This window comes from Pedobacter sp. SYP-B3415 (genome assembly GCF_004138205.1).
Taxonomy (GTDB): domain Bacteria; phylum Bacteroidota; class Bacteroidia; order Sphingobacteriales; family Sphingobacteriaceae; genus Pedobacter.
The window spans coordinates 110,862-131,448 of sequence record NZ_RXNQ01000005.1 but is presented as its reverse complement, the minus strand read 5'-3'; the positions used below and the strand labels follow the sequence as shown (position 1 = coordinate 131,448).

The window sequence follows — 20,587 nt, the reverse complement described above, 5'->3', positions numbered from 1 at the left end:
AAGGCGCCCGAGGGCGCCTTTTTTTTATTCAACAGTAACAGATTTAGCCAGGTTTCGTGGCTGATCAACATTACAGCCGCGCATAACCGCAATATGGTAAGAAAGCAACTGCAAGGGCACAGTGGCCAGCAAAGGCACAAAGGCTTCGTCTGAGGCTGGTATCTCAATGCAATAGTCTGCCATTTTCCTTACATCTGTATCACCTTCAGTCACGATGGCGATCACCTTCCCTTTCCGGGCCTTTACTTCCTGGATATTGCTGATTACCTTTTCGTAAGATGAATTTTTGGTTGCAATAAATACAACCGGCATCTCTTCGTCGATGAGCGCAATCGGACCGTGTTTCATTTCGGCGGCAGGATATCCCTCAGCATGGATGTAAGAGATCTCTTTCAGTTTAAGTGCACCTTCCAGGGCAACGGGGAATCCGCTTCCGCGACCGAGGAACAGGCAATTTCTTGAATCTTTAAACTTTTCTGCTATTTCTTTGATGTAAGCATCAGACTTTAGTGCAGCCTGTATCTTTTCAGGAATGTGATTCAGTTCAGTCAGCAGTTGCATCATTGCAGAGGTGCTGATCTTACCCCGTTGCTGGGCCATATAGAGCGCCATAAGCGTAAGAACGGTGACCTGTGCAGTGAAGGCTTTTGTAGATGCTACGCCGATTTCGGGGCCGGCATGTGTGTAAACCCCGGCATGGCTGGTACGTGGAATCGAGGCACCTACAACATTACATACACCGAAGATGGTAGCGCCTTTCTCCTTGGCCATCTCGATGGCAGCCATGGTGTCTGCCGTTTCGCCTGACTGCGATATTGCAATAACGAGGTCTTTTTCGGTAATGATCGGGTTGCGATACCTGAATTCTGAAGCATATTCAACTTCTACCGGAATCCGGGCATACTCCTCGATCAGGTACTCGCCTACCAGGCCCGCGTGCCAGGATGTGCCGCATGCAACGATGATAATCCTGTCCAGGTTTTTGAATTTATCTGCATATTCCTTAATGCCCCCCAGCTGCACAATGCCCTGTTCAGGGTAGATGCGGCCGCGCAGACAATCTTTTACTGATCTTGGCTGTTCGTGAATTTCTTTGATCATAAAATGATCATAGCCGCCTTTTTCAAGCATCTCGAGTTTCAATTCGAGCTCATGTATCTTTGGCGTCTGGATTACATTGTCCAAACGTTTAATAACAATGTCTTCTCTGGTTACTACGGCCAGTTCGTTGTCTTTAAGATAGATCACGTTTTTGGTATACTCAACGATAGGCGTTGCGTCTGAAGCAATAAAATACTCACCCTGGCCAACACCAATGACCATTGGACTCCCTTTGCGCGCTGCAACGAGTGTATCTGGATCTGCCCTGTCCATCACCACGATAGCATAAGCGCCGATCACCTCAGCCAGCGCCAGGCGCACGGCCTCAGCCAGGTCAAGTTCTTCAAGCTCCTGTACCTCTTCGATGAGGTGCACCAGAACTTCGGTATCGGTATCGCTGCTGAATACGTGGCCGCGGCTGCTTAGTTCCTCTTTCAGACTTGCATAGTTCTCAATAATGCCGTTATGGATGATGGACAGTCTGCCATTATTTGAGGTATGCGGATGCGAATTTCGGTCTGATGGCGCGCCATGGGTTGCCCACCGCGTGTGCCCCATGCCGACACTTCCATTGAGGTTTTGACTCTGGGCAAAATCTTCCAGATCCTGTACTTTTCCGGCCTTTTTGTAGATACTGAGGCGACCGCTGTCTACCAGCGCAACACCCGCGCTGTCATAGCCCCTGTATTCGAGACGTTTAAGTCCTTTAATGATAATCGGCCACGCATCGCGGTGCCCGATGTATCCAACTATTCCACACATAAATTTGGTTATAAATGTAAATCCCCCGAATGTACAAACATCCGGGGGATTTAAGTGAAAATTTATATTACGGTTAATTTACGACCGTGTAATAAATGTTAAGTTTAAGTTTCTTACCGGGTGCCGTAAAAGAATTAATAACAGAGCGGCCGGCACTGACTAAACTTGGCTGCGGCTGGCCGAATGTGAAGTTGTCAGGTGAGGCAACATACAGAAAGGTGCCGGTGTCTTCAAGTTTTCCGTCAAGCAGATCCTGAATGTAAAAGGCAATGTTGAAAACGTACCTGCCCTTAGACTGGTCATAAATGCCGCCAAAGGCGTTATAAGTTTGTGTGGATCTGAAGTCGCCGGTTGGATTCCGCTGACTGTCATAAGGATTGTTGTCGGGAAGTCTTACCGGCTGGCCAGCGATGTCCGTTCTGTATAAACTAAGCAGCGGGGCGGGCGTGAATGGAGATACGTACGTTCCCGGAGCCAGGTTAACAACCAGTTCTGCTTTGTTAACAATCACACGGCCTTTTTGCTGTCCCCAGGTTTTAAGACCCGGAAATGAGATGCGATTTCTTATGCCTGTCAATCCCTGTAAAAACGTTACCTGGGTAGCCATTGACGGGTTGGCAAGCTGGTCTGCGACCGGTGTACCGGTGTAATCATGTTTGATGGTTGCAGCTTTTTTCACTGCGGTTGTTATTGGAAACGCAACACCGACCGTGTCAGTCTGGGTCGCTGTCGTTGCGTTCTGCTTACGGTAATATACTTCCAGGCTGGTTGTGTTTCCGTACCCGGTTACCCCCTCGGCAGCAGCACTGAAATCAATCAGCGCGACGCCGCCGTTACTCCCGGCCGGCACACTGGCTCTTACATGAAAACCTTTCAATGCACGGTTAAATGCAGCTGTGGTGGCACGGGAAGCGGAATCAAGTCCAAGAAGGTTTTGAGCAAAGAAATCGCGGTTCAACCTGATCCTGATCTGCGCAGGTACCGTGCGAAGTGTGTCCTTGCCTGTAATTACATCATTGATCTTCAGCGGTGTTTTCGGTGAAAGTTTACCGGTATAGGTGCCAAGCACCTGTGAATTGACTGGCCATACACGATCGCTTCTGAAGTTTTCGCTGGTATTGATCACTTCGCCTAACTGATTAACCGTGAATGTATAATTTGAGGTACTGTCGCCGTAAAACTGAGGGGCGTATTTCAAAACCAGAAATACCGAATCAAGCTGTGCATTTTTGCCGAAAGAATAACCCTGGCTTGGCAGATCCACACCCATAGCAACAGATGCTTCAGTCTTTCCAAACACTGCATCATTCATATTGCCCAATGGATACTGCGTTAAGTTTGCAGTCGAAACAGGCTGTTCACGCTCGGTCTGGGATGACAACGTAACGGTGCTGTCAAGCGTACCGATGATCTCGATTTCAGGATCGAGCCCGACAGTGCCCGGGCCTTTGCATGATGCAAAAACAAAAAGACTTATCAACAAGGTTAATAAGTCTGTTCTAAAAAATTTCATATATGAGTAATACCTGTTAAGCTACTGAAACCAAATCCTCGCTCGAAATTTCTTCATAAAAAGTGTAGAAGTTTTCGAAATCGGCGGTTAAATTATGAGCTAAAGTCGGCTTATTGGAATCTTTAACAAACTTTAACACATCTTCAGATATCTTTTCATCGCCAAGAACAACAGCATCAGCGTAGCTTACAGCCCCCTTGTGCAGATCATCGCAGCCCGCGTTTTCGAAGATTTTTGTATCTGCCTCGGTCATGTTGCTCATTACAGCCTTTTTAGCAAGTTTGCTGTCGAGTTGTTCAGTAAAGCAGTTTTCGTAAATGGAGTAAACAACCCTTGAATTTTTGAAAGTAGGATCGTTTTTGTAAGTCGTTTTTACGTAAGCAGGGACAAGGGCGCTCATCCAGCCATGGCAGTGGATAATGTCGGGTGCCCAGCCAAGTTTCTTAACAGTCTCCAGTGCGCCTTTGCAAAAGAAGATGGTACGCTCATCGTTGTCGGCATAGAATGACCCTGAGCCATCTCTGAAAACAAACTTACGTTGAAAATACTCTTCATTGTCAAGGAAATAGACTTGCATGCGGGCAGCAGGAATTGAAGCAACCTTGATGATCAGCGGGTTATCGTTGTCGTCAATAATGATATTCATTCCCGACAAACGAATTACTTCATGTAAACGGTTCCTCCTCTCATTGATGTTACCGAACTTGGGCATCAGGATACGGATCTCGAATCCTTTTTCCTGCATGGCCTGAGGCAACTGACGCGTAATTTCTGAAATTTTGCTTATTTCCAAAAAAGGCGACATCTCATGTGTAATGATCAGAAGCTTCGTTTTGTCCATCTCCATATCTCGAATAAAATTTATGTTAAAGAAAAGATAATCAGGGGGCAAAGATAAGCAAAATATTAATATTTAGCAAAATAGGGCGTATTTTGTTTGTTTGTAACGGATAAATATCGAAACTTTACCGGCTTAAATAATTTAAACGAAATTGGAAGTAGTTAATACAGTTTCAGCGCTCAAATCACTGGTCGGCACCCTGAAAAGCACCGGTAAAAAAATAGCATTGGTGCCAACTATGGGGGCTCTTCATAACGGCCATATTTCGCTCATTGAGCGGGCGCTTGACCTGGCCGACATTGTGATCTGCAGCATTTTCGTAAACCCGACACAGTTTACTGATCCGAAAGATCTTGAACGTTATCCGCGACCCTTGCAGAAAGATCTTAATATGCTGATCGGCGCCGGCTGTAATATCCTGTTTATACCCGATGTTCAGGAAATGTACCCCGAGCCTGAGCAGTGGTATATAGATCTTGGTGAAACGGAGTTTCTTCTTGAAGGTGCTTTCAGAAAAGGGCACTATCAGGGGGTTACCCAGATCGTAAAAAAACTCTTTGATGCGGCAACACCTGATGTTGCATTATTCGGCCAGAAAGATTTCCAGCAGGTGCTGATGATCAGAAAAATGACCAGCATCTTTGCGATGCCGATCGAGATTGTTTCCTGCCCGATCATCCGCGAACGCGATGGCCTGGCCATGAGCTCCAGGAATATTCATCTTTCGGAAACCGATCGTAAACACGCCCTGATTCTGAGCCGGGCACTTCAGTATGTGCAGGCCAACTTCCGGAAAAAGCCGCTCCAGGAACTTCTTGAGCATGCAAAAAGCTTTTTCAAAAATGTGGCAGGCCTCGAGCTTGAATATTTTACAATTGCTAACGGCGAAACACTTCAGCCGGTAGAAAACGATGCCGAAGTCAATATCGTGGCGCTGGTTGCAGCCCGGGTAGGTACTACCAGGCTGATCGACAACATGATCCTTTCATAAAGACAGAACGACCGCCGGTTCTGAATATGATATTCACTCAAAAAAACTCAGCCAAAGTTTATTTACCTTTGCGGTATGATTATAACGATCCTGAAATCCAAGATTCACCGTGTGCGTGTAACGCAGGCCGAACTTAACTATGTAGGCAGCATTACAATAGACGAAGATCTTATGGATGCTGCGAACATCATCGCTAATGAAAAGGTGCAGATCGTAAACAATAACAATGGCGCCCGGTTTGAAACATATGTAATCAGAGGCGAACGGGGCACGGGAACAATCTGCCTGAACGGTGCAACTGCCCGCCTGGCGCAGGTTGGCGACGTGCTGATCATCATGTCTTACGGGTCGCTCCCGATCGAGGAAGCAAAAAAATACCAGCCTATCCTGCTCTTCCCCGACGATCAGAACCATTTGCTGAAATAATACGTGCGGGATAAAGCGCTGGCCACCGGTAAATACTTCTTACTCTTTTTGCTGGGGCTTGCCTTGCTCTACCTGGCGTTCAGGGGGCAAAATATGTCAGCGCTCTGGAAAGAGATCGCACAGGCCAACCTGTTGTGGGTATTGGTATCTGCGGCATGTGTGGTCGTAGCCAATGTACTCAGAGCCTGGCGATGGAACCTGCTGTTTTTGCCGCTTCAATTTCGTGTATCGCTAAAGAATTCATTTGCAGCCGTAATGGTTGGTTATCTGGCTAATCTGGCCTTACCACGCGTTGGCGAAATAACCCGCTGTACAGCTTTAAACCGTTCAGACCGGGTACCACTTTACGCATCACTGGGTACGGTTGTTACCGAAAGGTTGTTTGATGTGCTGGTTCTTTTCCTCACCATCTGCGGAATGCTCGTCTTTCAATATCCTGTAGTAGGCAGCTTCATGGAGCGGCTTTTACAGCAGCTCATGGACCGGTTGCACGCCGGCGCAGCTACCATCCTCCTTATTTTTGGGGGTCTGCTCTTCGCAGGCATTGCTTTTGTCTGGTGGTACCTGCGCAGTAAAAAAAGCCGTACCGTATTACGCATCATTGTCGGGCTGAAGCAAGGCCTGCTCTCGTTTAACCGGATGAAACAAAAAGCAATGTTTCTTCTGCTGAGCGCATTGATCTGGCTCTGCTATTATTTGTCAGTTTACCTTGCCCTGTTCGCGTTGCCCGCTACGGCTCATCTTGGTTTTGATGCGGCCTATACAGCGCTCGTCTTTTCCGGCCTCGCCATGATTGCGCCGGTGCAGGGAGGAATCGGCGTTTTTCACTGGATGGTTGGAAAGGCACTGGCCTGTTATCTGCTGCCTTTTCCCGAAGGGCTCGCCTATGCGACAATTATCCATTCTTCTCAAATGATTCTGATTCTTGTTATCGGAAGTCTTTCGCTGGTTTACAACCTGATCGCTGTACCGGTAGGCGGCCGTTCTCCCGGTCGCGCGCAGGTTCGGTAAATTGCTATGGCTGCATAGTAATTTTAGCGGTAAAATCTTATCTTTGGTTTTACCTGACTTATTATAAAAAACAACAGCATATGCATTTCCAGTTAAGTGAAGAACAGCGCATTATCCGGCAGGCCGCCCGCGATTTTGCCCAGCAGGAACTAAAACCGGGTGTCATCGAGCGGGATGAGCAGCAGAAATTTCCATCAGAGGCGGTAAGAAAGCTTGGTGAGCTGGGTTTTCTGGGCATGATGGTCGATCCGAAGTATAATGGCAGCGGTCTGGATGCCGTTTCGTACGTCCTGGTCATGGAAGAGCTTTCGAAGATAGATGCTTCGGCCTCGGTAGTTGTCTCGGTAAATAATTCGCTGGTTTGTTATGGCCTCGAAGCTTACGGCTCTGAAGCGCAGAAAGAGCGGTACCTGAAGCCACTTGCCGCCGGAGCGCAGATCGGTGCCTTTTGTTTATCTGAACCTGAAGCCGGGTCTGATGCCACATCGCAGCGCACTACTGCTGAAGACAAGGGTGACCATTACCTGCTGAACGGAACAAAAAACTGGATTACAAACGGAAGCACCGCTTCGACCTATATCGTCATTGCGCAGACCAATCCGGAGCTGAAACATAAAGGAATCAATGCCTTTATTGTTGAAAAGGATACGCCGGGCTTTACCATCGGTCCGAAAGAAAACAAAATGGGCATAAGGGGCTCGGATACGCATTCCCTGATGTTTAACGACGTGCGGGTGCCCAAAGAAAATCGTATAGGCGATGACGGCTTCGGGTTTACTTTTGCGATGAAAACGCTGGAAGGCGGCCGCATTGGTATAGCGGCACAGGCGCTGGGCATTGCCGCCGGGGCGTATGAATTGGCTGTACAATACGCGAAAGAGCGAAAGTCTTTTGGAAAACCGATTGCCGAACACCAGGCTATTGCCTTCAAACTTGCTGATATGGCCACGCAGATAGAAGCTGCGCGGATGCTTGTGTACAAAGCTGCCTGGCTGAAGGATCAGGGATTACCTTATACCCAGGCAGGCTCAATGGCAAAATTGTTTGCTTCAAAAGTTGCCATGGACGTAACGGTTGAAGCTGTGCAGGTGCATGGCGGCTATGGCTTTGTTAAGGAATACCATGTTGAGCGGCTGATGCGCGATGCAAAGATCACACAGATCTATGAAGGTACCTCAGAGATACAGAAGATGGTCATTGCACGCGGTGTTTTGAAGTAGGTTAACCCGTGAAGAACACGGTCAGGAGCCTGTCATCCGGCGGTCAGCCTTAATCTTTCGACGAAAATGCGCCGAACACAGCCTTGATAATTGCCACAACAATGGCAAGCACAGCTGCTGCCAGGAAACCGCTTGTATTAAAGCCGTCCATGATACGGTCTACCAGCAGGATCATCAGGACGCTGATTATAAATGAGACCAATCCGAGGGTAAGAAAATTGATGGGGAACGTCAGGACCCGGAGCAGTGTACCGATTGTAGCGTTGACCAGTGCTATAAGAATGGCCGCAAGTAAAGCGCTGCCGTAGCCGTCTACCTGAACACCGGGGACCAGTTTTGCGCCCAGGAAAAAGGCAAGGCCCATGAGCAGAATTTCGATGATAGTTTTCATATGTGTAAATTAGTAGAATGAAATACCTTGCAGCAATGGCATTGTTTGCCGCTTCGTGTGGCCAATCAAATAACAAGCCAGTTTACCTTGGCTTTTCGGCAGACAGCTCGGCGATCATTGTCAAAGACATTGACCGGAACGGCCTGTATCAGCTTCAGCGCGACAGTTTGCTGCTTGATTCCATGAACCTGATCGATGTTGTGGAAACGCCGGGCGAAAATGACAGTGTTGCGGTTGAAAAGACGGTGTCAGGCCGGGTTAAGCTCCGGGGCGACTCCCTGTTCTTTTTCCCTGATACACCCTTCGCAGCGGGAAAAACCTATCTGGTGCAGACTTTTATCAACGCCAGGTTTGCCGCCGGCACGGACGTGCTCAAAGCCAAACTGGGTACGCGCGTAAAGCCGGTAAGCGTAACGCTGACGCGTTGAAAACCCATAATCAGATCAGCACCAGCAGGTAACATTTTGTAAAGAAGAAATTTTTTTATACATTTGTATTGTAATTGTGAATTCGCGAAGGGGACTATGTCCCCTTTTTCTATACAAAAAGGTGTAATGACAGCGGTAGAAAAGAGAGTAAAAGAACTGGTCGAAGAGAAGATCGGCGACCGTCCGGAGTTGTTTCTTATTGATATACGCATGCTTCCTAACAATAAACTGATCATTCATGTAGATGGAGATCAGGGCATCGGTATACAGGACTGCGCGGCAATAAGCCGGCACGTTGGTTTTCATCTGGAAGAGGAAAACCTGATAGATAACGCTTATAACCTGGAGGTTTCATCGCCGGGTGTTGGCGAGCCGCTTAAAATGACCAGGCAATACCATAAGAACATTGGTCGTTCTGTTTCACTGAAACTTACAGACGGCACAAAGAAAGAAGGCGTTTTAAAGGCTGTTGGCGATGACCAGCTGCTGATAGACGAAGAGCGGAAAGAAAAAGGCAAAAAGGCAGTAACCGTAGAGACATCAGTGCCTTTTGCAGAAATAACAGAATCAAAGATTTTAATTTCATTTAAGTAAAATGACCAGTATCAATTTAATTGACTCTTTTCAGGAGTTCAAAGATTTTAAAAACATCGACCGTCCTACGGTAATCAGCGTGTTGGAAGAAGTATTTCGCAGTATGCTGCGGAAGAAATACGGTACAGATGAAAATTGTGATGTGATCGTGAATCCTGATAATGGTGACCTTGAGATCTGGCGAACCAGGAAAGTAATGGAAGACGGTTTTTCTGAAGACGACGACCTGGAAATTGAACTGGCTGAAGTTAAAAAATATGATGCTGATCTTGAGGTTGGTGATGATTACATTGAGCAGATCACGCTTGAAAGCTTTGGCCGGCGCGCTATTCTGGCCGCCCGCCAGACGCTGGTTTCAAAAGTGCTTGAGCTTGAGAAAGACGAGATCTTTAAGAAATATAAAGATCGCGAAGGCGAGATCGTAACCGGCGAGGTTTATCAGGTCTGGAAAAAGGAAACGCTTGTACTGGATGATGAAGGTAACGAGCTGCTGATGCCAAAAACGGAGCAGATTCCTGCTGACTATTTCAAAAAAGGCGATTCAGTGCGTGCGGTGATTTCGAAGGTAGACATGGTAAACAGCAATCCGAAGATCATCATCTCCCGTACTGCTCCCGAGTTTCTGCAGCGTTTGTTCGAGATGGAAGTTCCCGAGATTTTTGACGGCCTGATAACCATCAAAAAGATTGTTCGTGAACCGGGCGAGCGTGCGAAGGTTGCGGTTGAATCTTATGATGACCGTATTGATCCGGTTGGTGCCTGCGTAGGTATGAAGGGATCAAGGATTCATGGTATTGTACGGGAGTTGAAAAATGAAAATATTGACGTAATCAACTTTACGAACAACATTTCACTTTATATTCAGCGTGCACTGAGCCCCGCCAAAATTACGTCGATCAAACTTGACGATGAGACCAAACACGCATCGGTTTATCTGAAACCTGATCAGGTTTCCCTGGCTATCGGCCGGGGTGGTCACAACATCAAATTGGCAGGCAAATTGACGGGTTATGAAATCGATGTTTACCGTGAGGCTGGCGAAGAGGATGAAGATGTGGATATCGAAGAATTCGCAGACGAAATTGATGGCTGGATCATTGACGAACTGAAGGCGATCGGTTGCGATACGGCGAAGAGTGTGCTGGCGCTCTCAATCGAAGACCTGGTTAAACGTACAGATCTTGAAGAAGAGACAATTAAAGAAGTAATTCAGATTCTGCAATCAGAATTTGAGTAGTGTTCAGGCAGGTATACGATTTTTCAAAACTTCGTTAGTCTGCCAATAAAACATTACTTTTGTATATAATTAGAAAAAAAGGAGATAAATGTCAGACGACAAGCCTATAATTTTATTTAAAGCAGTTAAAGAACTAAACATTGGTATCGCTACTGCCGTGGATTTTTTGGCGCATAAAGGTTATTCGATCGAGAATAAACCTACGACCAAATTGTCCAGGGAGATGTATGATGCTTTGTTAAAAGAGTATCAGGGAGACAAAATAGTTAGAGAAGAAGCGAAGCAAATAGTTATTGGCAAAATTCGTCGTGACGAGCCGGAGGCAGCCGAGAGGCAGCCAGAGCCGCCGAGAAGAAACAGGGACGAGGATCAGAATGAAATTCTGATCAAGAACGTTCATAGTTTCAATCAGGGTAATGCGCCGGCAGAAACTCCCAAACCGACCCCGCCTGCAGAAAGTCCGGAAACCGGATTGCCGGGTGTAAAAGTGGTTGGTAAAATTGATCTGAATGATCTGAATCCAAGAAACAGGGCCGCCAAAAAGGAGGAGCCTGTTGAGACTCCGCCAGTAAAAGGACCGGAGCAGCCAAAGGCAGAGGTGCCTGCAGCTCCTGCAACACCTGCACCGGCAGCGCCTGAACCGGCGCCGGCCCCACAGCCTGTTGCGGTTAAGGAAGAGCCGAAAGAGGAGCCTAAGAAACCGGAACCTCCGGTTACAGCGGCACCGGAGCCTCCGAAAACTCAGGAACCTGATGTGATCAAGGCGCGTTCGGTAAGGCTTTCAGGCCCAAACATTGTAGGAAAGATTACGCTTCCTACTACCCCTGATCGCCGTAATCCTGTTGCCTCTTCTAACGAGAGCGCAGACGCCAAACGCAAACGCAAGCGCAAAAAGACACCGGGAGCGCCTGGTCAGCCAGGCCAGCCGGGCCAGGGCGTTCAGCCGCATGCGGGTGGTCAGCGTCCGGGTCCCGGTCAGGGTGGTCATAACCGTCCGGGTCAGGGCGGCAACCGTCCGGGTCAGGGACCACGTGGCGATTTCAGGAATCGCAATGCGGCCCCCGGAGCACCAAAAGAAGAACCTACAGAAAAAGAAATACAAGACCAGATTAAGGCAACACTGGCCCGTCTCAGCGGTGCCGGTAAGTCTGGCAAGTTTGCGCAGCGCGCAAAACTGCGTCGCCAGAAACGTGATGACGTAGCCCTTTCGGCTGAAGAGGCGGCAATGGAACAGGAACTGCAATCAAAAGTATTGCGGGTAACTGAGTTCGTTACTGCGAATGAGCTGGCCAGCATGATGGACGTTCCCGTAACAAAAATCATTGCTACCTGCATGAGCCTGGGTATGTTCGTTTCAATTAACCAGCGCCTGGATGCTGAAACACTGACTATCGTAGCTGATGAGTTTGGTTATGAGATCCAGTTCGTGAAACCGGAAGATGAGGAAGAAAGCATCATCGAAGAAGAAGATGCGCCTGAGGATCTGGAGCCAAGAGCACCGGTGGTAACCATCATGGGCCACGTTGACCACGGTAAAACCTCATTACTTGACTACATTCGTAAAGCGAACGTGGTAGCTGGTGAGGCCGGCGGTATTACGCAGCACATTGGTGCCTACCAGGTAACTACTACATCTGGCAAGAAGGTAACTTTCCTTGATACCCCGGGTCACGAGGCCTTTACGGCCATGCGTGCACGTGGTGCCAAGGCAGCAGATATCGCGATCATTGTTATTGCGGCAGACGATGCCGTGATGCCGCAAACGCGCGAAGCAATCAATCACGCACAGGCAGCCGGTGTTCCATTGGTGTTTGCCTTTACAAAAGTTGATAAACCGGGAGCCAATTCAGACAAAATTCGTGAGCAGCTTTCGGTTATGAATATCCTGGTTGAAGATTGGGGTGGTAAATTCCAGTCTCAGGAAATCTCGAGCAAAAGCGGTCTGAATGTAGATTTGCTGCTTGACAAGGTATTACTTGAAGCAGAATTACTCGAGCTGAAAGCGAATGCCAACAAACGTGCAGTGGGTACGGTAATTGAAGCTGCGCTTGACAAGGGCCGCGGTATCGTTACGACCGTTCTTGTACAGGCAGGTACACTGCATGTTGGTGACCCGATCCTGGCCGGAAGTTACAGTGGCCGTGTAAAAGCGTTGTTTAACGAGCGCGGGCAGAAGGTTGAGAAGGCTGGTCCTTCCATCCCGGTTCAGGTTCTCGGTATGCAGGGTGCACCTACAGCTGGCGACCGTTTCAATGCGCTTGAGACAGAGAGCGAAGCCCGCGATATCGCAAACAAGCGGATGCAGCTGCAGCGTGAACAGGGACTGCGCACGCAGAAACACATTACGCTTGATGAGATCGGCCGTCGTCTGGCTATCGGCAACTTTAAAGAGCTTAACATCATCGTTAAAGGTGACGTGGACGGTTCGATCGAGGCGTTGTCAGATTCCCTGCTGAAACTTTCTACTGAAGAGATTCAGGTGAATATCATCAGCAAGGGTGTTGGTCAGATCTCTGAATCTGATGTGTTGCTGGCTTCGGCTTCTGATGCGATTATTATCGGTTTCCAGGTACGTCCATCAACAAGTGCGAGAAAACTGGCAGAAGCAGAACAGATCGACATCCGCCTGTACTCGATCATTTACGACGCGATCAATGAGATCAAATCTGCGATGGAGGGAATGCTTGCGCCGGAATTCGAAGAGAAGATTACTGCCAACGTGGAAATCAGGGAAACCTTCAAAATTTCGAAGGTGGGCACGATTGCAGGTTGTATGGTACTTGACGGAAAGATTACCCGGAACAGCAAAATCCGCATTGTGCGCGACGGCGTTGTCGTCTACACCGGCGAACTGGCTTCACTGAAACGTTACAAAGATGACGTGAAAGAAGTGGCTCAAGGTTACGAGTGCGGTCTGAACATCCAGAATTTCAACAACATCGAAGTTGGTGATATCGTGGAAGCATATGAGCAGGTAGAAGTAAAAAGAAGGTTGTAATCAGCCTTTTAGAAATAATTAAGAGCGGCGATGAGCCGCTTTTTTTGTTTGATACCGTCATATAGTTGGTCAGGCTCAAGTAAGTATTTTCTATTATCTTAGCTGATCATATAAATGGAGCAACCCAGCGCACAAAACCCTGCTAAGAAGAAAAACTTCGATTTCGTAGACACCATCCGCTGCATTGCCATGATGGGCATCGTCTTCGAGCATTGTACCTATCACGGAAACCGAATTTTCCCAGATCATGATCAGCGTAATTATATCTATATTGGACTGATCCAGCTTTCCAAATTTGGTACCATTGCCTTCTTTTTGCTTGCTGGATTCCTGCTTGGCGATCGGTTTCAAACATATTCGTCATGGCAATACTTCAAACGAAGGTTATCCTCTGTTTTTCTGCCCTGGTTAATCTGGTCACTTATCTTTATCACGGCAACCATGATTAATCTGCATATTGTCTTGCGCCAGCGGCCAAACTACAACTTTTTAAGTTTGCTGGTTGAAAATGCCAAATCTGTTTACCTCTACACCAACTACTGGTTCATAATTAATTTTATGTTTTGTATCGGAATATTGCTTTGCTTTAAGCGGCATTTATACAAATGGTGGCTGGGTCTCGTATTTTGTGCATTATCATTTGCATATAGCCTCAATGTATATTTCGAGTGGTTCGCGACAGCGCATACGGTTGCTATTTTCGGTTTTGTCTTCTATTTATGGCTCGGAGCTCAAATGCATAAGCATTGGGAATATATCGATGAACGCATTCGTAGCATTCCATTGTCTGGATTTATCTGTGGCTTCATCGTAACCTTTGCAATCGCTCAGTGGGACTCATTTTCCCTTTCGAACTGGCATAGTCAGGATCCCTTCAATACGTTGCGGTTTTCCAATGTACTCTACTCGTTTGCTGTTATCATGTTGCTTTTTAAGGTACGCAATATTAGCTTCCTGCAATTTATACGACCCCGAGAAACCACCTTCGGCATTTATCTGATTCATTATATCCTGATCATCCGTTTGTTGCCAGAGCTTTTGCGGCCGCTCCATCTTCCGCCTTTCGCCGCTATGTCGGCAGGGCAAATCATTGTATTTGTCGTGGTTAGATTTTTTATTATATATTCTATAACACTTCTTCTAATTAAACTGATCGCGATGACGAGGCTGCGGTGGATCGTTGGCAGGTAATCAGGAACTTCAATTAAATACATCTCTGAACTTAACGATATGTCCAAATTACAATCTATGCAAAATACTCCCGCTGTTTTGTTAATAGCCTTCAACAGGCCGGAAGAAACAGAGGCAGTTTTTGAGGTTATACGCCAGGCAGCCCCGCCAAAACTTTATTTCGCCGTAGACGGACCGCGGAATAATGACGATATCGACAAATGCGATCGCGTAAAATCGTTGGTCAGCCGGGTTGACTGGTCTTGTCTTGTACAAACGCGATTCAATACAACAAATATGGGTTGCCGAGATGGTGTCAGTTCAGCCATCTCATGGTTCTTCACTGCCGAAGAAGAAGGAATAATCCTTGAGGATGATTGTCTTCCACATCCTTCATTTTTTCCATACTGTGCGGAGCTGCTTGCCAAATATAGAAATGATGAACGTATAGGTCATATCGGAGGCGCGAATCTTCAGCTAGGAAATGTTCGTGGCAATGCTTCTTATTACTTTTCGCGCTTAACTCATGTCTGGGGCTGGGCTGGCTGGCGTCGCGTTTGGCAAGGTTATAATGCAGATATGCCAACTTTGGCCGGGTTTACCGCCAATATTCTGGCAAATTCTCCAAGCCACGAACCCTTTGCTGCCAAGTGGATGGAAAATTTACAGCAAACCCGTAACGGCAACATTAATACCTGGGATTACCAATATGCCTACCTTAATCTGATAAATAACCGGCTGAGTGTGATACCCAACCGTAATCTAATTACAAATATCGGATTTGGACCTGGTGCAACCCATACTACCGGTCACCATCCTTTTGGAAATATTCCCGGCGAAGATATAGGTGATCTCGTCCATCCTATATTTTTAATTGCAAACACCGAAGCGGATATCTTCACGCAGCGATTGGAAAATCCTGAAGTCAAAAAGAAAGGTCCTTTGTCGAGATTTTGGAAATCTGTACGTCAAACCGTTAGCATACGCAAAGATCAGGTCAAGGAACGATAAAGATTCAGGGTACGCTCAATTGATGTGCGAAGTGAAAAGGCCTTCCACCTCCTGTCACCCGCTTCGATCAATCTTTCGCGGAGTTCTACGGAATCCAGGACTACTTCTATTGCCTTCGCCAATTCATCAAGTGAATGATCATCAAAATATAGTGCAGCTTCCGGTCCGGCGACCTCCCTGAAGCAGGCAGTTTCAGAAAGAAGTACAGGACAGCCGCATTTGAACGCTTCCAGGATTGGGAAGCCAAAGCCTTCGTATCTGGATGGATATATGAACGCCGCTGCATGCTTATATACTGTGTTCAGCTGTGCATCTGTCAAGTTAAGTTGAAGGGTTTTAGAAAGGATATTGTGTCTTCGCAGAAATTCAGTGTCGCCGAAGGCAAGCGGTCCCCCTCCTGCAAGAACAAGATAAAGATCTTCATGCTTACGACTAACCTGCGCAAAGGCCTCTGCCAGTAAAAAGAAGTTTTTATAGGACCAGCGCGCCCCTACATATAACAGATATTTTGCCGGCAGCTCCGGAACATCAGAAAAATCCAATGGTTCTTCAGAGATACCATGATGTATAACCGTTAGACGCTCTTCCTTAATATCGCTGTAACGTAAAATATCGCTTCGCGTAGCTTCAGAAATCGCAATAACATGGTCTGCTTTCTCAAGACATAGACGCTTGTATAGGGGAAGCGGATCTCCCGGTGAAAAACATTCAGGCAGTGCTTCATAGGTCATATCATGAACGGTAAGCACCATTGGTTTTCGAAGTTCAGGAAGAAGATATGGATCAAAATAGGTTGGATGAAAGATATCAAATTCGCCTTCACGCATTAGTCTTAACGAGTATTCCCTGTTAGCGCGAAGCCTGCGTCTGGGTTTCGAGTAGTATCCTGGGAGGAGTCTTTGTATTAACGTTCTCGGATGCTTCGGAACGTAGGCGTTGTCTGTGAACAGTGTACCAAGCGTGTAATCGGTATCTGGTGCCGCCGAAAGGCCCTTCATCAGATTAGCAAAGTACCTCGAAATCCCCCCGTGAACCTGCTCGCTAAATATTTGATGATCGAAAAATATCTTTACCACTATCTTTGCAATTGTCTTTAACTTAGAAACTCAATTGTAAACATAGCCGAATAAATTGAAAATTTCTGTCATTACAATCAATTACAATAATGCTGAGGGGCTCAAGCGCACATTGACCTCGGTATCGGGGCAGGACTATACCAATCTCGAACATATCGTAATTGATGGCGGGTCGCAGGATGAGAGCGTTGCTGTCGTCAAAAAATATGGCGACTTTGTCGCTTACTTCGTGAGCGAGCCCGATAACGGCATCTATCATGCTATGAATAAAGGAGTGTCGAAAGCAACCGGAGATTACTTGCTTTTTGTAAACAGTGGGGACCGCCTGACTTCGGCTACAGTGGTTAGCAGGTCGGTGAGCTTCGGACTTTCCGCAGACCTTATAATTGGCGATCTTCTTTTCGTAAATGGCGAGGTTTCGCGGCGATGGTCTCCGCCCGATCACCTCACTTTTGGCCACTTCTTTCAAAACACAATCCCTCATCCCTCTACGTTTATACGAAGGTCGCTTTTCGAACAAATTGGGAAATATGATGAATCCCTGAAAATCGTTTCTGACTGGAAGTTCTTTACTCTCGCGATTTGCAAATACAATGTTAGTTATAGCCGGATCCATGCGGTTATAACCGAGTTTAATGAAGATGGCGTGAGTTCTGATCCTGCGCATGCATCCAGGATTTCATCTGAACGTGATGACGTGATTAAAAAGGAATTTCCTGCTTTCCGCACTGAATACGAGGAATTGCTGCGGTCACGCCTGCAGCTTCGAAAACTGCGGTATACGATCAGGATTAAAAAAATTCTCGGCATCAGATAGTGACCGGGCCTAAAGCAAGACATGAAAAAAATTCTATTCGTTACACAGGATATGGCGCGTACGGGCTCGGAAATGGTTCTCTGGCACCTGATCAGAGGCCTGGATCCTGCGCAGTTTACAAGCTATGTTCTCTGTCTGAGACGCGGGGAGCTTTATGATCTGCTCCCAATAAAAGTTGAAAAAAGTATTGCTTATAAGGATAGCGGTAAGAAATCGCTACGAATAAAACGTAAATTTTTGCAGTTCAGAGGGATCAATCCGCTCGAACATCAGTTGCGGGAGATTATCGAAACATTCAGGCCTGACCTCATGTATGCCAATACAATTGTAATCCCCCGCATAGGGGAGCTCGCAGCCAGGCTGAACATAAAGCTTGTTACACATGTACATGAGCTCAGTTATGCCTTCGGATTCATTAGCAGCAATGCGTTTTCCAGCCTTATCTCAAACAGTGCCGTTTGTATAGGTTGTTCACCAGCTGTTGTAAAAGCGCTCGGTAAACTAAACCACCCAAACATACGATTGCAAAGCAGTTTCATAGACTTGTCAGTGTTGAAACCCGACCACGAAAAAGTCTGGCAGATACGCAAGGGCATGGGAATAGATGATGGCGACTTTATTTGGGCAGTCGCGGGAGCTGCTACTTATATGAAAGGCTTTGACCTTTTGCCGGAACTGCTGGAACAACTGAAAGACCCGCAAGAAAAAATTCTCTGGATAGGAAGGCAACCGGACGATGGACTTTACCATTATGTTAAGCACATAGCCGAGCATCATTATCCGGGAAGATTATTAATGGCGGGGCCGCAGGGGTCGGAGTATGTTAATTATCTTGCGGCGGCTAATGGCTTTCTGGTCCTTTCCAGGGAAGAATCTTTCTCGCTGGTCATGGTTGAAGCTGCGGCACTGGGGCTGCCCGTGGCCGCTTTTCCCGTGGGGATTGCGGAACACTTTTTGACTCCGGCTTTCGGTTGTGTAACAGCGTGTTCTACGCCTGAGGCAATGATCAATGCAATGGGAAAAGTGCGTGGCTTAACTCTTTCAGCCAGGACAGCAGGTCCTGAAGCGGCTTCAGCCTATGATGTTTCTGAACAACTGCCAAAGTTTAAAAAGCTAATGGAAGAAATACTGGAGGATAAATGATTTCGGTAATAGTCTGCTCGGTCGATCCTGACCAGCTCGAAGCCTTGATGAAGAATATCGAGGCAACAATCAGTGTACCTTACGAGCTGATAGCTTATGATAACCGGAATACCGGCAGGGGTATCTGTGCCGTATACAACGAAGGTGTTAAGCGCGCAAAATATGAACTTCTTTGTTTTGTCCATGAAGATGTCCGGTTTCTTAGCGCTGACTGGGGTTCTGTTGTACAAAATATCTTTGCAAATAACTCCAGATGTGGCTTATTGGGAATAGCGGGCAGTCAATATAAGACAGCGGCGCCTTCCGGCTGGCATACCATCGGTCTGGCTTCAGCACGCTATAACCTGGTGCAAGGTTTCAAACGTAACAATCAAGCTGATGAACATCGCCAGCAAAGCGACGAGAACCAGACGGAAAGCGAGGTTGCGGTTATTGATGGCGTTTGGTTCTGTACGACTAAAAAAATCGCTATTCAACTTCCGTTTGATGAACAGCACCTGGTAGGTTTTCATGGATATGATATCGATTTCAGCCTGCAGGTTGGTCAAAGCTATCAGGTTATCGTTACGCAGAACGTATTACTTAAACATTTTTCAGAGGGAAATTTTGATCAGGGCTGGGTTACCGAGATGCTTGCGGTTCACAGAAAGTGGCACGATAAACTTCCGGTCAACCGTGGTTCTTTCAATGCCGCGCAGCTTCGCAGCGCAGAGAAGAAAACGCTGCGGGCTTTTGTAAAAAAAGCTGTGGATACGGGAATAGCCAAAAGGGAGATTCTTGCAGTGCTTAGCAAACAAAAACTGTTGCGTATTCTTGGCTGGCCAACTGTTGTGCTGTTGATGCTGATTTTGCTCGTACGGCCGGTAAAAGGACGTTAGATAAAAAGACGTTTGACCCGGGTCCCGACTGCATTATTGAAAATGCGGAAAAACCTGGAAACAGCTCCTTTCCTGTAGAAAGCGAAAAGCGTTTTTCTGTAGCTGAACAACGTCGTGAACAGCCTGAACGAAAAAAAATTCGAATCGCGTCTGTCGAGCAGTTTAGCGAGTCTGTCATAGAAAGCAGTTTGCTCAGGTGTGTTTTCGGCGTAATGAGACATAGCCTTCAGGCAGGCAATACGCGCGCGGTTGTCCTCCTCGGTCCGCGCAATACGACGAATGCGCTCTGCGCGTGCGGATATCTCTGTCTTATCATTCAACGTATCGGTAATAGACGCCGCATGTTGCCGGTATTGCACAAGCGTTGCTTTGGAATAGCTGATTACACCATTGTTGAGCGCTACAAAGGCCAGCCAGTGATCATGCGGAATCCCCTGAGGCACAGGAAGGGCAAGCTCAAGCAACCGGCGAGGGAAAAACATGGCATGCCCGGCTACGCAATTGTTGTAAGCGACCATTCGTGGGTCAGAACCTTCGATGAAACCCGATATACGTGACATTCTTTTTCCCATCGGGATACCGTCTTCGTCTACCAGTTCGGAGTCGTGATAAAGAAGCAGGGATTCCTGCGTCTTGTGAAGCTGATAAAGCTCTTCGAGTTTTTGAGGCAGCCAGATATCATCCTGATCGCTGGGGGCAATATATTCACCTGTGCAAAGAGATAGTGCTTTCTCAAAATTTCGTACATACCCGATATTACTTTCATTCAGAAATACACGAACATTGGCGTTTTCATCTGCCATCTTCTGAATAATTCTGATCGTACGATCTGTTGAGCAATCGTCTACAATAATAAGTTCAAATACGGGGTAGCGTTGCTCCAGAATACTTTTGATTTGCTCTTCCAGGTACAGCTCGCCATTGTAAGTGCACAGTGCTACAGAGATCAGCGGATATACATTCTGGTTGTTGCACATGC

Annotated in this window: 19 protein-coding genes; 13 read left to right on the top strand and 6 right to left on the bottom strand. The window is 47.0% G+C overall.

Annotation, left to right across the window (positions count from 1 at the left end; genetic code table 11):
• Positions 1-24: 24 nt before the first annotated feature.
• The 3 genes from glmS to EJV45_RS03755 all read right to left on the bottom strand — a co-directional run bounded on the left by glmS (position 25) and on the right by EJV45_RS03755 (position 4,217).
• Complete coding sequence (glmS, locus tag EJV45_RS03765) at positions 25-1,863, bottom strand: glutamine--fructose-6-phosphate transaminase (isomerizing) (RefSeq protein WP_129714316.1); 1,839 nt, start codon at positions 1,861-1,863, stop codon at positions 25-27.
• 73 nt (positions 1,864-1,936) lie between these two features.
• Positions 1,937-3,376, bottom strand: coding sequence for a DUF4270 domain-containing protein (locus EJV45_RS03760; protein ID WP_129714315.1), 1,440 nt, complete (start codon positions 3,374-3,376; stop codon positions 1,937-1,939).
• Positions 3,377-3,392: 16 nt separating this feature from the next.
• Positions 3,393-4,217 (bottom strand): glycogen/starch synthase, encoded by an 825-nt coding sequence (locus EJV45_RS03755; RefSeq protein ID WP_129714327.1) that lies wholly within the window; start codon positions 4,215-4,217, stop codon positions 3,393-3,395.
• A gap of 151 nt (positions 4,218-4,368) precedes the next feature.
• Between EJV45_RS03755 and panC the strand changes: the two genes are divergently transcribed.
• The 4 genes from panC (at position 4,369) to EJV45_RS03735 (ending at position 7,865) form a co-directional block, all read left to right on the top strand.
• Complete coding sequence (gene panC, locus EJV45_RS03750) at positions 4,369-5,208, top strand: pantoate--beta-alanine ligase (protein ID WP_129714314.1); 840 nt, start codon at positions 4,369-4,371, stop codon at positions 5,206-5,208.
• A gap of 75 nt (positions 5,209-5,283) precedes the next feature.
• Positions 5,284-5,634: an aspartate 1-decarboxylase gene (gene panD, locus EJV45_RS03745; protein WP_129714313.1), complete on the top strand. Its 351-nt coding sequence runs from the start codon at positions 5,284-5,286 to the stop codon at positions 5,632-5,634.
• A 3-nt stretch (positions 5,635-5,637) separates the two neighbouring features.
• A complete protein-coding gene (locus EJV45_RS03740; RefSeq protein WP_129714312.1) occupies positions 5,638-6,645 on the top strand; it encodes a lysylphosphatidylglycerol synthase transmembrane domain-containing protein in 1,008 nt (335 codons plus the stop codon).
• A gap of 80 nt (positions 6,646-6,725) precedes the next feature.
• Positions 6,726-7,865 (top strand): acyl-CoA dehydrogenase, encoded by a 1,140-nt coding sequence (locus EJV45_RS03735; RefSeq protein WP_129714311.1) that lies wholly within the window; start codon positions 6,726-6,728, stop codon positions 7,863-7,865.
• Between the two features lie 49 nt (positions 7,866-7,914).
• On the opposite strand, the gene EJV45_RS03730 is transcribed toward EJV45_RS03735, so the two are convergent.
• Positions 7,915-8,256 carry a phage holin family protein gene (locus tag EJV45_RS03730; RefSeq protein WP_129714310.1) on the bottom strand — a complete coding sequence of 114 codons (342 nt, stop codon included), beginning with the start codon at positions 8,254-8,256 and terminating at the stop codon, positions 7,915-7,917.
• A 17-nt stretch (positions 8,257-8,273) separates the two neighbouring features.
• Here EJV45_RS03730 and EJV45_RS03725 point away from each other — a divergent pair, with 17 nt between their 5' ends.
• From EJV45_RS03725 to EJV45_RS03700, 6 genes are all read left to right on the top strand, one after another.
• On the top strand, positions 8,274-8,684 hold the full coding sequence (locus tag EJV45_RS03725; RefSeq protein ID WP_129714309.1) for a hypothetical protein: 411 nt from the start codon (positions 8,274-8,276) through the stop codon (positions 8,682-8,684).
• Positions 8,685-8,810: 126 nt separating this feature from the next.
• Positions 8,811-9,278: a ribosome assembly cofactor RimP gene (gene rimP / locus EJV45_RS03720; RefSeq protein WP_129714308.1), complete on the top strand. Its 468-nt coding sequence runs from the start codon at positions 8,811-8,813 to the stop codon at positions 9,276-9,278.
• A 1-nt stretch (position 9,279) separates the two neighbouring features.
• Positions 9,280-10,515, top strand: a complete 1,236-nt coding sequence (gene nusA, locus EJV45_RS03715; protein ID WP_129714307.1) for a transcription termination factor NusA — start codon at positions 9,280-9,282, stop codon at positions 10,513-10,515.
• A gap of 88 nt (positions 10,516-10,603) precedes the next feature.
• A complete protein-coding gene (gene infB / locus EJV45_RS03710) occupies positions 10,604-13,513 on the top strand; it encodes a translation initiation factor IF-2 (RefSeq protein ID WP_129714306.1) in 2,910 nt (969 codons plus the stop codon).
• A gap of 114 nt (positions 13,514-13,627) precedes the next feature.
• On the top strand, positions 13,628-14,704 hold the full coding sequence (locus EJV45_RS03705) for an acyltransferase (protein WP_129714305.1): 1,077 nt from the start codon (positions 13,628-13,630) through the stop codon (positions 14,702-14,704).
• A 39-nt stretch (positions 14,705-14,743) separates the two neighbouring features.
• Positions 14,744-15,694 (top strand): hypothetical protein, encoded by a 951-nt coding sequence (locus EJV45_RS03700; RefSeq protein ID WP_165304972.1) that lies wholly within the window; start codon positions 14,744-14,746, stop codon positions 15,692-15,694.
• Here EJV45_RS03700 and EJV45_RS03695 read toward each other — a convergent pair.
• Positions 15,676-16,770 (bottom strand): glycosyltransferase family 1 protein, encoded by a 1,095-nt coding sequence (locus EJV45_RS03695; protein WP_255466164.1) that lies wholly within the window; start codon positions 16,768-16,770, stop codon positions 15,676-15,678. The two genes, EJV45_RS03700 and EJV45_RS03695, sit on opposite strands and share 19 nt — an antisense overlap.
• 55 nt (positions 16,771-16,825) lie before the next feature.
• Here EJV45_RS03695 and EJV45_RS03690 point away from each other — a divergent pair, with 55 nt between their 5' ends.
• From EJV45_RS03690 to EJV45_RS03680, 3 genes are read left to right on the top strand one after another with little or no spacing between them, the layout of a single operon-like run.
• Entirely contained in the window at positions 16,826-17,587 is a 762-nt protein-coding gene (locus tag EJV45_RS03690; RefSeq protein WP_129714302.1) for a glycosyltransferase family 2 protein, read from the top strand.
• Between the two features lie 21 nt (positions 17,588-17,608).
• Entirely contained in the window at positions 17,609-18,730 is a 1,122-nt protein-coding gene (locus tag EJV45_RS03685; RefSeq protein ID WP_129714301.1) for a glycosyltransferase, read from the top strand.
• Positions 18,727-19,608 (top strand): glycosyltransferase, encoded by an 882-nt coding sequence (locus EJV45_RS03680; protein WP_129714300.1) that lies wholly within the window; start codon positions 18,727-18,729, stop codon positions 19,606-19,608. The genes EJV45_RS03685 and EJV45_RS03680 overlap by 4 nt, the downstream gene beginning before the upstream one ends.
• Here EJV45_RS03680 and EJV45_RS03675 read toward each other — a convergent pair.
• Complete coding sequence (locus EJV45_RS03675; protein WP_129714299.1) at positions 19,605-20,585, bottom strand: glycosyltransferase family 2 protein; 981 nt, start codon at positions 20,583-20,585, stop codon at positions 19,605-19,607. The two genes, EJV45_RS03680 and EJV45_RS03675, sit on opposite strands and share 4 nt — an antisense overlap.
• Between the last annotated feature and the right edge of the window lie 2 nt (positions 20,586-20,587).